This is a genomic window from Pseudomonas thermotolerans DSM 14292, assembly GCF_000364625.1.
Classification (GTDB): domain Bacteria; phylum Pseudomonadota; class Gammaproteobacteria; order Pseudomonadales; family Pseudomonadaceae; genus Aquipseudomonas; species Aquipseudomonas thermotolerans.
The window spans coordinates 1-11,385 of the sequence record NZ_KB822609.1 but is presented as its reverse complement, the minus strand read 5'-3'; the positions used below and the strand labels follow the sequence as shown (position 1 = coordinate 11,385).

14 protein-coding genes are annotated in these 11,385 nt (G+C 70.1%); 4 read left to right on the top strand and 10 right to left on the bottom strand.

What is annotated here, in order from left to right:
• Positions 1-68: 68 nt before the first annotated feature.
• A complete protein-coding gene (locus H165_RS0109860; RefSeq protein ID WP_017938768.1) occupies positions 69-749 on the top strand; it encodes a TIGR04211 family SH3 domain-containing protein in 681 nt (226 codons plus the stop codon).
• 46 nt (positions 750-795) lie between these two features.
• Here the strand turns inward: H165_RS0109860 and H165_RS0109855 are convergent, their stop codons facing one another.
• From H165_RS0109855 to H165_RS0109845, 3 genes are all read right to left on the bottom strand, one after another.
• On the bottom strand, positions 796-1,209 hold the full coding sequence (locus H165_RS0109855) for a PaaI family thioesterase (protein ID WP_017938767.1): 414 nt from the start codon (positions 1,207-1,209) through the stop codon (positions 796-798).
• A 133-nt stretch (positions 1,210-1,342) separates the two neighbouring features.
• Positions 1,343-2,326 carry an AraC family transcriptional regulator gene (locus H165_RS0109850; protein ID WP_017938766.1) on the bottom strand — a complete coding sequence of 328 codons (984 nt, stop codon included), beginning with the start codon at positions 2,324-2,326 and terminating at the stop codon, positions 1,343-1,345.
• Positions 2,326-2,859 (bottom strand): OsmC family protein, encoded by a 534-nt coding sequence (locus H165_RS0109845; protein WP_017938765.1) that lies wholly within the window; start codon positions 2,857-2,859, stop codon positions 2,326-2,328. Before H165_RS0109845 ends, H165_RS0109850 begins: the two co-directional genes overlap by 1 nt.
• 286 nt (positions 2,860-3,145) lie before the next feature.
• On the opposite strand from H165_RS0109845, the gene H165_RS0109840 reads away from it, so the two are divergent.
• A complete protein-coding gene (locus tag H165_RS0109840; protein WP_017938764.1) occupies positions 3,146-3,958 on the top strand; it encodes a class I SAM-dependent methyltransferase in 813 nt (270 codons plus the stop codon).
• A gap of 40 nt (positions 3,959-3,998) precedes the next feature.
• Here the strand turns inward: H165_RS0109840 and H165_RS0109835 are convergent, their stop codons facing one another.
• Positions 3,999-4,796, bottom strand: coding sequence for an IclR family transcriptional regulator (locus H165_RS0109835; RefSeq protein ID WP_017938763.1), 798 nt, complete (start codon positions 4,794-4,796; stop codon positions 3,999-4,001).
• Positions 4,797-4,897: 101 nt separating this feature from the next.
• Between H165_RS0109835 and hmgA the strand changes: the two genes are divergently transcribed.
• Both hmgA and fahA read left to right on the top strand, forming a co-directional pair.
• Positions 4,898-6,184: a homogentisate 1,2-dioxygenase gene (hmgA, locus tag H165_RS0109830; RefSeq protein ID WP_017938762.1), complete on the top strand. Its 1,287-nt coding sequence runs from the start codon at positions 4,898-4,900 to the stop codon at positions 6,182-6,184.
• Between the two features lies 1 nt (position 6,185).
• Positions 6,186-7,490 (top strand): fumarylacetoacetase, encoded by a 1,305-nt coding sequence (fahA, locus tag H165_RS0109825; RefSeq protein WP_017938761.1) that lies wholly within the window; start codon positions 6,186-6,188, stop codon positions 7,488-7,490.
• Between the two features lie 58 nt (positions 7,491-7,548).
• On the opposite strand, the gene pqqE is transcribed toward fahA, so the two are convergent.
• The 6 genes from pqqE to H165_RS18505 form a co-directional block, all read right to left on the bottom strand.
• A complete protein-coding gene (gene pqqE, locus H165_RS0109820; RefSeq protein ID WP_017938760.1) occupies positions 7,549-8,703 on the bottom strand; it encodes a pyrroloquinoline quinone biosynthesis protein PqqE in 1,155 nt (384 codons plus the stop codon).
• Positions 8,675-8,977, bottom strand: a complete 303-nt coding sequence (gene pqqD / locus H165_RS0109815; protein ID WP_017938759.1) for a pyrroloquinoline quinone biosynthesis peptide chaperone PqqD — start codon at positions 8,975-8,977, stop codon at positions 8,675-8,677. The genes pqqE and pqqD overlap by 29 nt, the downstream gene beginning before the upstream one ends.
• Entirely contained in the window at positions 8,974-9,711 is a 738-nt protein-coding gene (gene pqqC / locus H165_RS0109810) for a pyrroloquinoline-quinone synthase PqqC (RefSeq protein ID WP_017938758.1), read from the bottom strand. The genes pqqD and pqqC overlap by 4 nt, the downstream gene beginning before the upstream one ends.
• 24 nt (positions 9,712-9,735) lie before the next feature.
• The gene (gene pqqB / locus H165_RS0109805) at positions 9,736-10,650 is read right to left on the bottom strand and encodes a pyrroloquinoline quinone biosynthesis protein PqqB (protein WP_017938757.1); all 915 of its coding nucleotides are present in this window, start codon (positions 10,648-10,650) and stop codon (positions 9,736-9,738) included.
• A gap of 47 nt (positions 10,651-10,697) precedes the next feature.
• Positions 10,698-10,769 carry a pyrroloquinoline quinone precursor peptide PqqA gene (pqqA, locus tag H165_RS19155; RefSeq protein ID WP_003239771.1) on the bottom strand — a complete coding sequence of 24 codons (72 nt, stop codon included), beginning with the start codon at positions 10,767-10,769 and terminating at the stop codon, positions 10,698-10,700.
• 372 nt (positions 10,770-11,141) lie between these two features.
• A partial coding sequence (locus tag H165_RS18505; protein WP_017938756.1) for an aldehyde dehydrogenase family protein occupies positions 11,142-11,385 on the bottom strand: 244 nt, incomplete at its 5' end.

Genomic DNA, 11,385 nt, shown 5'->3' with positions numbered 1-11,385 from the left:
TCCGACATAACACCATTCATCTGGCCGGCTGCGCCGCTCCCTTTTCGATCGCCATGTGAAGATTGCCCATGACCCTATCCCGTCATTTCCCCGTCCGTGCTTTCCCGCTCCGCTCCTGTGCCCTCGCCGCCTGCCTGCTGGGCAGCCTGCTGGCCCACGCCCCGGCGCAAGCCGAGGAGGCTTCCGGCGAGGAAGGCGCCAGCAACGCGCGCTGGGTCAGCGACAAGCTGAGCACCTATGTGCGCAGCGGTCCCACCGACGGCTACCGGATCGTCGGCACCCTGACCTCCGGGCAGAAGGTGGAGCTGCTACGCATCCAGGGCGACTACAGCCAGGTGCGCCCCGAAAACGGCAAGGCCGTATGGATTCCCAGCCGCGACCTGCAGGAAGTGCCCGGCCAGGCCGAGCGCCTGCCGCAGCTAGAACGCCGCCTGGAGCGCCTGAGCGCCGAGCTGGCCAACATCAACGACACCTGGAAGACCCGCGTGCAGGGCATGCAGGAAACCCTGGACGCCCGCAAGGCACTGATCGAGGAGCTGCAGGCGGCGCGCTCGGCGCTGGATACCGAGCTCAGCGAGGCACGCGCCGAGCTGCGCGAGGTGCAGGCCCAGCTAGGCGAGGAACAGCAGCAAGTGCTGATGCGCTACATGGTCTACGGCGGCAGCATCGCCGGCGCCGGGCTGTTCGCCGGGCTGATCCTGCCGACCCTGCTGCGCGTGCGGCGCAAGCGCAACGACCAGTGGTTCTGAGCCGCTCCCTAGGCGGACGGGCAACCCCCGTCCGCTGCCGAACCGCTCAGCGCAGGTGCTGGGGCGGAATCGCGTAGGTGCCCACCGCGTGGGCCACCGGCTCCTCGAGGCCTTCCGAATAGAGCGACACCTCGCCCATGGCGAGGCTCTTGCCGACCTTCATCAGCCGGCACACGGCGATCACCCGGCGATCGGCATCCGGGCGGCGCAGGAAGTTGATGGTCAGGCTGGTGGTCACCGCCAGCGGTACTATGCCGATCTCCCCCAGCACCGCGGCATACAGGGCGACATCGGCCAGGGCCATCAGGGTCGGCCCGGAGACGGTGCCGCCGGGGCGCAGGTCGGCTTCCTCGACCTGCTGGGACACGGTGGCGGAACGGTCGCCCACGGCGTCGATGACGACCCGGGCCTGGGGAAACTCGCGGCGGATGAATTCGGCGACTTCGGCAGTAGTGGGCATGGGCGGGGTGCATCCTGATTGGAATCATTGGAAGGGCTGCCGGGGGGAGTGTTAACGGCTTCGCCAGCGGATGGCAAGCCGCAGGCCCCGAGCGCCGCTGCCGGATCACCCGCGCCCAGTCGAATCTTCCCAGCTAACGGCCGAACGCCGAGGCCCCGCTTGCCGCGCTCTGGGCGCGCCGCCAGGCCGCCGGGGGCAGGCCGTACTCACGGCGGAAGGCGCGGCTGAAGGCGCTGTCGGTCTGGTAGCCGACCTCCTCGGCGATGCGCAGCAAGGGCGTGGTGCTGTGGCGCAGCAGGTTGGCGGCCAGCAGCATGCGCCACTGGGTCAGGTACTGCATGGGCGCGTTGCCGACCAGCAGCTGGAAGCGCTCGACCAGCACCGAACGCGAGGTGCCGGCGGTACGCGCCAGCTCGTCGAGGGTCCAGGCATGCGCCGGCTTGCGGTGCAGGGCGTTGAGCGCGGCGCCGACGATGCGGTCGTTGAGGCCGGCCAGCCAGCCGGTGCGCCCCTCGCCCTGCTCGTGCATGTACAGGCGCAGCACCTCGATGAACAGCACCTCGGCCAGCTTGGCCAGCACCCCGGCGCCGCCCGGCCGCGGCGAGCGCGCCTCGGCCAGCGCGTAGCGCACCGAGGACTCCAGCCAGTCGCCAGCGCTGGAGCCGCGTACGTTGACCCGCACCAGCGGCGGCAGCCCGGCCAGCAGCAGCCCGGCGAAGCGCGCATCGCAGGCCAGGTAGCCGCAGATCAGGCGGGTCACCGCCCCGCCGCCGCCATAGGCGAGCAACCGCGGCCGGCGTGCCAGCACCGCGTCCAGGCGCGCGCCCTTGGCCGGCGCCAGCCCCGGCTCTGAGGTCATGCGGTGGGCATCGCCCTGGGGAAATACGATGGCGTCGCCGGCCACCAGATGCACCGGCGCCTCGCTGCCCAGTTCCACGTAGCACTCGCCGTCAGTGATCAGATGAAAGATCACCACCCGCTCGGCGCCCGACTCCAGCAGCGGCGCCACCGAATCGGCACGCGGCGACTGGTAGCACCAGGGCGCACTGAAGCGCGCACTGATGAAGATGGCGCCGACCAGGCGCACCACCCGCAGGGCTTCCGACAGCGCGTCCATCAGCCGCCGAGCACCTCGATGCGCAGGTCGATGGGCACCGGCTCCTGCAGGGCGCAGCTCACCGGCGACAGGCGCTGGCTGTCTTCGGCAAGGGCGCGTAGACGTTCGGCCGGCACCCCGGGCGCCGACAGGCGCAGCACCAGGGTCAGCTGCTGCGGCCCGGCGGACGGCGGCTTGCCGGCGCCATCAGCCAGGCCCAGCAGGCCGCGCAGGTCGGACTGGCTGGCGACCTCCACCTCCAGGGCGGCCAGCTCGATGCCGGCGCCGGCGGCGCTCATCGCCAGGCGGGTCACCGCACAGGCGGCCAGCCCCGCGCGCAGCAGCCAGCCGGGGGTGACCTGCTCGCCGCTGCCCCCCAACTCCACCGGCAGGTCGGTATGCAGCCGGGCTCCGCTTTCATGGCAAACCTCCACCCGGGTGCCGCCCTGCCAGCGGGCCAGCGCCGGCACGTCCGGGTGCATCCCCATCTCGGGACGGCGCGCCAGCACCGTCTCCAGCCGCCGCAGCGCGGTGGCGATGTCCTGGTTCGTCATGGCCGTTCTCCACGCCGGAACCTGTCTCCTGAGTGTGGTCACGCGCGGGCGGCCCGGCCGGCCAGGCGATGAATGGGCAGATCCGGACGCTCGGGCAAGAATGGCCGACGCTCAGGCAGGACGCCGCCAGCGGCCGGCTCCGACAATCCGCCCACCTGTGCCCGGCCACTCCGGCCGGGGCGGGCAACAAGAAACCACGGCGCCGAGTGCGGGGCTTCCAGGCCGGCATTCCGTGCAGCGAGGCGCCCTCAACCTGCCGGCCACGGCCGGTACACGGAGCCTGAACATGAACACTGCCGTCGACTTCACCGCACTGAAAAGCCGCCAGATGGCCACCTGGGCGAGCGGGGACTACGCCGTGATCGGCACCACCCTGCAGATCGTCGGAGAACAGCTGGCCGAGGCGTGCGATCTGCGCTGCGATGAGACAGTCCTCGACGTGGCCGCCGGCAACGGCAACGCCACCCTGGCCGCCGCCCGTCGCGGCTGCCGGGTGACCTCCACCGACTACGTGAGCACCCTGCTCGAGCGCGGCGAGGAGCGCGCCCGGGCGGAGCGCCTGCCGGTCAGCTTCCGCACCGCGGACGCCGAGGCCCTGCCCTTCGCCGAAGCCAGCTTCGATGCGGTGCTGTCCACCTTCGGGGTGATGTTCACCCCCAACCAGGACCAGGCTGCCGCCGAGCTGGCGCGGGTCTGCCGGCCGGGCGGACGCATCGGCCTGGCCAACTGGACGCCGGAGGGCTTCATCGGCCAGCTGTTCAAGACCCTCGGCCGTCACCTGCCGCCACCGCCCGGGGTACAGCCGCCGGTGCTCTGGGGGGTGGAGTCGCACCTCCACGAGCTGTTCGCCGACAGCGCCGCGCGCATCGAGGTGACCCGCCGGCACTTCAACTTCCGCTACCGCTCGGCGGCGCACTTCATCGAGGTGTTCCGCACCTGGTACGGGCCGGTGCACAAGGCGTTCGCCGCGCTGCCCGCGGAATGGGCGCCGGCGCTGGAGCAGGACATGGCCGAACTGCTGGAAAGCCTCAACCACGCCGGGCCGGATTCCCTGGTGGTGCCCAGCGAATACCTGGAAGTAGTGATCACCCGGCGCTGACGCCTCGCCCCGGAGCGCCCTCCGCTCCGGGGCCTTCCCCCTATGCCTCGTCGCCCGCGGGCAGCGGCCAGCCCCCGGCCAGCTTCGCGCTGATCGCCCGCGCCGCGGCCAGCAGCCGCTCAGCCGCCTCGCCTTCGGTGTCCGCGGCGAACACGCTGCCCGGGCCGACCACGGTGAGCACCCCGGCGAGCTGCTCGCCCACCGAGAAGAGGGGCGCCGACAGCGCGTTCACCCCCGGCACCAGCAGACCGTGCACCGACTGCAGGCCGCGCCGGCGGATCGCCGCCATCCAGCTCTCCAGCTCCGCCGCACCCGGCGCACCCGGCAGGCCCTGCTCGGCCGCGCGCAGCGGCGCGGTCTCGGCTTCCGGCAGAAAGGCGTTGAACACCAGTCCGGTGGAGGAACCCAGCAGCGGCAGCACGGACCCCACCCGGGTGACCAGGGTCACCGCCCGCAGGGGCTGCTCGACGTGCACCACGGTCGGCCCGCGGTTGCCCCACACGGCGAGGAAGCAGGTCTCGTTGAGGGCGTCGCGCAGCTCGGCAAGGGACGGCATGGCGGCACGCACCACGTCCAGTCCGCCGATGGCGGCAAGGCCCACGTAGAGCGCCTCGCGGCCTAGGCCGTAGTGGTTGGTGGCGGGGTCCTGCTCGGCGAAGCCGCTGGCGATCAGCGCCTGCAGGTAGCGGTGTACCTTGGCCGCGGGCATGCCGAGGTGCGCGGCGAGGCGCGACAGCGAGGTGGCTGGCGCCAGGTCGGCCAGCCCCCGGAGGATCTCCGTGCCCACCTCGGCGGCCTGCACCTTCTGGCGTTTCGGCGTCTCTGCGTGGTTGCTCATCGGTCGGTCCGGCTGCAATGGAGGCGCTGTTATAGCTTGACCTCTCCCGGCGCTCAAATTACGTTAACCGTAACTCAATTACAAAAATATCGAGGTGCGCCATGTCTGCCCTCCGTTACCAGTCCGGTTTCAACAACCAGTTCAGCAGCGAGGCCCTGCCCGGCGCCCTGCCGATCGGTCAGAACTCGCCCCAGCAGGTGCCCTACGGCCTGTACGCCGAGCAGATCTCCGGTACCGCCTTCACCGTGCCACGCGCCGAGGCCCGGCGCACCTGGCTGTACCGCATCCGCCCCTCGGCCCTGCATCCGCGCTTCGCGCGTCTGGAGCGGCAGATCACCGGCGGCGGCCTAGGCCCGGTGAATCCCAACCGGCTGCGCTGGAATCCCCTGGAGATCCCCGCCGAACCCACCGACTTCCTCGACGGATTGCTGGCCCTGGCGGCCACCGCCGAGCCACAGCAGGCCAGCGGGGTAAGCCTCTACCTGTATTGCGCCAACCGCTCCATGCAGCGGGTGTTCTTCAACGCCGACGGCGAATGGCTGATCGTCCCGCAACAGGGCCGCCTGCGCCTGGCCACCGAGCTGGGCCTGCTGGAGGTGGAACCGCTGGAGATCGCGGTGATCCCGCGCGGTATCCGGTTCCGCGTCGAGCTGCTGGACGCCGGCGCGCGCGGCTACGTCTGCGAGAATCACGGCGCCGTCCTGCGCCTGCCCGACCTGGGGCCGATCGGCAGCAACGGCCTGGCCAACCCACGCGACTTCCTCGCCCCGGTAGCCCACTACGAGGACGTCGAGGCGCCGGTGCAGCTGGTGCAGAAGTTCCTCGGCGAGCTGTGGGCCTGCGAGCTCGATCACTCGCCGCTGGACGTGGTGGCCTGGCACGGCAACCACGTGCCCTACAAGTACGACCTGCGCCGCTTCAACGTCCTCGGCACGGTGAGCTTCGATCACCCCGACCCGTCGATCTTCACCGTCCTCACCTCGCCGAGCACCGTGCCCGGCCAGGCCAACGTCGACTTCGTGATCTTCCCGCCGCGCTGGATGGTCGCCGAACACAGCTTCCGCCCGCCGTGGTTCCACCGCAACCTGATGAACGAGTTCATGGGCCTCATCCAGGGGGTCTACGATGCCAAGGCGGAAGGCTTCGCGCCCGGCGGCGCCTCGCTGCACAACTGCATGAGCGCCCACGGCCCGGACCAGGCCACCACCGCGCAGGCGGTCGCCGCCGAGCTGAAGCCGCACAAGCTGGAGAACACCATGGCCTTCATGTTCGAGACCGGCGCCGTGCTGCGGCCGACCCGCTACGCGCTGGACTGTCCGCAGCTGCAGAGCGACTACGACGCCTGCTGGGCCGGCCTGCGAAAAACCTTCGACCAGGGCAGGAACTGACATGACCCACACCGACCTGCGCCGCAGCTGGATCTCCTCCGCCAACGGCCATCCCGACTTTCCCCTGCAGAACCTGCCGTTCGGCGTGTTCAGCCCACCGGACGGCACACCGCGCGGCGGGGTGGCCATCGGCGAGCACATCTTCGACCTCAAGGTGGCCTGCGACGCCGGGCTGTTCGTCGGTGCCGCCGCGGACGCCGCGCTGGCCGCCTGCACGAGCCAGCTCAACGAGCTGTTCGCCCTCGGCGCCGGCCCGCGCCGTGCCCTGCGCGAGCAGCTGCAGGCCCTGCTCGCCGAGGACAGCCCGGCGCGGGAGCGCCTGCAGGCCATGGGCCAGGCCCTGCTGCCGACCATGAGCAGCTGCGTACTGCACCTCCCGGCACGGGTCGGCGACTACACCGACTTCTACGTAGGCATCCACCACGCCTGCAACGTCGGCCGCCTGTTCCGCCCGGACAATCCGCTGCTGCCCAACTACAAACACGTACCCATCGGCTACCACGGCCGCGCCTCCACCGTGGTGGTCTCCGGCACCCCGGTGCGCCGGCCCTGCGGACAGACCCTGCCGCCGGGAGCCGAAGCGCCGCAGTTCGGCCCTAGCCGGCGGCTCGACTACGAACTGGAGCTGGGCATCTGGATCGGCCCCGGCAACCCCCTCGGCGAGCCCATCCCCATCGCCGAGGCGGAACGCCACGTGGCCGGCTACTGCCTGCTCAACGACTGGTCGGCGCGCGACATCCAGGCCTGGGAGTACCAGCCGCTCGGCCCCTTCCTGGCGAAGAACTTCGCCACCAGCGTGTCGCCCTGGGTGGTCACCGCCGAGGCTCTGGAACCCTTCCGCAGTCCGCAGCCGCCGCGCCCGGCCGGCGATCCGCAGCCGCTGCCCTACCTGCTGGATCCCGCCGATCAGGCCCGCGGGGCCCTCGACATCCAGCTGGAGGTGCTGCTGCAGAGCGCCGCCATGCGCGAGCAGGGCCTGGCGCCGGTGCGCCTGACCCTGAGCAACAGTCTGTACATGTACTGGACGGTGGCCCAGTTGGTCGCCCACCACAGCGTCGGCGGCTGCCGGCTGCAGCCCGGCGACCTGTTCGGCACCGGCACCCTTTCCGGTCCCGAGCCGGACAGCTTCGGTAGCCTGCTGGAGACCACCTTCGGCGGCCGGCAGCCGATCGACTTGCCCTCCGGCGAACAACGCAGCTTCCTGGAGGACGGCGACGAGGTGATCCTCCGCGCCCGCTGCCAGCGCGAGGGCTATCCCTCCATCGGCTTCGGCGAGTGCCGAGGGCTGATCCTCCCGGCGCGCTGAGCGCGGCCGGCCGGAAGGACGCCGCCCCGCCTGCCGGGACATGGCGGCGCCTGCCATCTCAGGCCTTGCAGATCAGCCGCGAGGCCCGCTCGTTGCGGAACTGCAGGGCGTCCAGGCCGAGAGGCACCTGCTCGGCCTCCTCGCGTGCGGCGAGGATCATCCCGTGGTGGGCGGACTTGGCACACACAGGGTCGGCATTGGCGGCATCCCCGGTGAGCATGAAGGCCTGGCAGCGACAGCCGCCGAAGTCGCGGCCCTTCTCGTCGCAGGAGCGGCAGGGCTCGGGCATCCAGTCGTCGCCGCGGAAGCGGTTGAAGCCGAAGGAGTGCTTCCAGATGTATTCCAGGTCGTGCTCGCGCACGTTGGGGAAGCGCACCGGCAGCTGCCGCGCGCTGTGGCAGGGCAACGCGGTGCCGTCCGGGGTGATGTCGAGGAACAGGTTGCCCCAACCGTTCATGCAGGCCTTGGGGCGCTCCTCGTAGTAGTCCGGGGTGACGAAGATCAGCTTGCACGGGTGACCGGCGGCGGCCAGCTTCCGGCGGTACTCGTTGGTGATCCGCTCGGCGCGCTCCAGCTGGGCGCGGGTCGGCAGCAGGCCGGCGCGGTTCAGGTGCGCCCAGCCGTAGAACTGGCAGGTGGCGAGCTCGACGTAATCAGCCTCCAGCTCGATGCACAGCTCGATGATCCTGTCGATGTCGTCGATGTTGTGCCGGTGGGTGACGAAGTTGAGCACCATGGGATAACCATGGGCCTTCACCGCGCGGGCCATGGCCTGCTTCTGGGCGAAGGCCTTGTGCGAGCCGGCCAGCAGGTTGTTCACCGCCTCGTCGGCGGCCTGGAAGCTGATCTGGATATGGTCCAGGCCGGCCTCGGCGAACTCGGCGATGCGCCGCTCGGTCAGGCCGATCCCCGAGGTGATCAGGTTGGTGTAGTAGCCGAGGCCGCGCGCCGCGGCGATCAGCTCGGCGAGGTCCTGACGAACCAGCGGCTCGCCGCCGGAGAAGCCCAGCTGCGCGGCGCCCAGTTCGCGGGCCTGGCGGAACACCTCGATCCATTCGGCGGTGGACAGCTCCTCGCCCTGGGCGGCGAAGTCCAGGGGGTTGGAGCAGTACGGACACTGCAGCGGGCAGCGGTAGGTCAGCTCGGCGAGCAGCCAGAGCGGCGGACCTGGCTCGTGGCCCGGTTTACTGAAGCTCGATCCAGAACTGTGCATGTGCCACCTCTAGGAAGGCGAGGATGTCTTCGTCGATGCCCGGCACGCCGGGGAAGCGCTCGCTCAGATCGGCGACGATCGCGGCTACGCTGCGCTGGCCATCGACGCGCTGGAGAATCTCCGCAGCGCTGTCGTTGAGCTTGATCATGCCTTCCGGGTAGAGCAGCACGTGGCCGTTCTGCGCCGGCTCCCACTGCAGGCGAAAGCCGCGGCGCAGACGCGGGGTCTTGTCGGGGGTCACCGTGCTGACGGGCTGGGCGGCGGACGGGCTCATAGCGCGATCCCCTTGTGCCAGACCCGCTCGCGGGTCACGGTGTGGTACGGCGGGCGGTCCAGCTCGTAGGCCATGCTCATGGCGTCGAGCATGCTCCAGAGCACGTCCAGCTTGAATTGCAGGATTTCCAGCATGCGCTCCTGGGCCTCGCGGGTGCGGTAGTGCTGGAGCGTGATGCGCAAGCCGTGCTCCACGTCGCGGCGGGCCTGGCCGAGGCGCATGCGGAAGTAGTCGTAGCCGGCCTGGTCGATCCAGGGGTAATGCTTCGGCCAGCTGTCCAGCCGCGACTGGTGGATGGTCGGCGCGAACAGTTCGGTCAGCGAGCTGCTGGCCGCTTCCTGCCAGCTGGCACGGCGGGCGAAGTTGACGTAGGCGTCCACCGCGAAACGCACCCCGGGCAACACCAACTCTTCGGAGAGCACCTGCTCGCGGTCCAGACCAACCGCCTCGGCGAGGCGCAGCCAGGCCTCGATGCCGCCGTCCTCGCCGGGCGCGCCGTCGTGGTCGAGGATGCGCTGGATCCACAGCCGGCGGGTCTCGCGGTCCGGACAGTTGGCGAGGATCGCCGCGTCCTTCATGGGGATGTTGACCTGGTAGTAGAAGCGGTTGGCCACCCAGCCCTGGATCTGTTCGCGGGTCGCCCGGCCCTCGTACATGGCGACGTGGAACGGGTGGTGGATGTGGTAGTAGGCGCCCTTGGCGCACAGGGCCTGCTCGAACTCGGCGAGCGACATGGGAGCGGTCACGGGCGGTACCTCCTAGAGTTCGATGGCCATCCCGTCCCAGGCGACCTCGATGCCGCGCGCGGTGAGTTCGGCGCGCTGCGGCGAGTCCTCGTCAAGGATCGGGTTGGTGTTGTTGATGTGGATGAGCACCTTGCGCGCGGCCGGCAGGTCGGCGAGCTCTTCGAGCATGCCGCCGGGACCACTCTGCGGCAGGTGACCCATTTCGCTGCCGAGCTTGTCGCCCACACCACAGACCAGCAGCTCGTCGTCGCGCCACAGGGTGCCGTCCACCAGCAGGCAGTCGGCGCGGCGCATCCAGGCGCGCAGGGCGTCGTCCACCTGGCCGAGGCCGGGGGCGTAGAAAAGCCTGCCGCCGCTGCGCAGGTCCTCGACGAACAGACCGATGTTGTCCCCCGGGTGCGGGTTGCCACGATGCGGCGAATAGGGCGGCGCGCTGCTCAAGAGAGGAATGGCAGTGATGCGCAGCTCCGGGCAGGCCGGGATGGCGAAGGCCTCGCCGTCGAGGCCGATGGGGTTCCAGCGCAGGCCACCGTTCCAGTGCTCGAGCATGTGGAATAGCGGGAAGCCGCTGGTCAGATCCTGGTGGACCATCTCGGTGCACCACACCTCATGGGGACAACCCTCGCGCAGGGTCAGCAGGCCAGTGGTGTGGTCGATCTGGCTGTCCAGCAGGATGATCCCGGCGATGGCCGTGTCGCGCAGTCGGCGGGCAGGCTGAAGTGCCGGGAAGGCCTCGATCTGGCTACGGATGTCCGGCGAGGCGTTGCAGAGTATCCAGTTGCCGCTGCCGTCGCTGAGGGCGATGGACGACTGGCTGCGCGGCCTGGCGTTGAGGCGGCCGCTGCGCACGCCGGCGCAATTGCGGCAGTTGCAGTTCCACTGCGGGAAACCGCCGCCGGCGGCGGAACCGAGGATCTGGATGAGCATGACGGCGTTCCGGTGGGGATGCCCCGGACGCGCCGGGGCATGCGGTTTCAGCGGTTGGCGAAGTACAGGGTGACTTCAAAGCCAATGCGCAGGTCGGTGTAGGAAGGTTTGGTCCACATGATGGCGTCCTCTTGTTGTTGGAATACCGGAACGTTCCGGGAGCTCCATTAGGCGCCGAGGACCAGAGCGGCAGAATGGTACTTTGGGAGGAATTCCGGCTGGCATTGGTAGGACAGCGTCCGGCGCCGCCGGAGCTCCGCGCAGGCGGCCGCACAAACAAAAAACGCGGTCCGAGGACCGCGTCGCGACATGGCTCTGCCCAAGCAATGGAGTAGGGGTTGCAGCCCGCAGGCAGAGCGCACCGAAGTGCGTCGGCAAAATTCACCGGCACGCGCAGGCGGCGTACCGAGCACGAGGATCGAACCGGGCACGGTCTGGCGACCCAGCCCTCCCCCTCCAGACCTGGAGGGCGGGCGCCAGTCCACCGGGGATCAGAAGAAGCCCAGCGGGTTGATGTCGTAGCTGACCAGCAGGTTCTTGGTCTGCTGGTAGTGGTCGAGCATCATCTTGTGGGTCTCGCGGCCCACCCCGGATTTCTTGTAGCCGCCGAAGGCCGCGTGGGCCGGGTACAGGTGGTAGCAGTTGGTCCACACGCGGCCGGCCTTGATGCCGCGGCCCATGCGGTAGGCACGGTTGATGTCGCGGGTCCACACCCCAGCGCCCAGGCCGAACTCG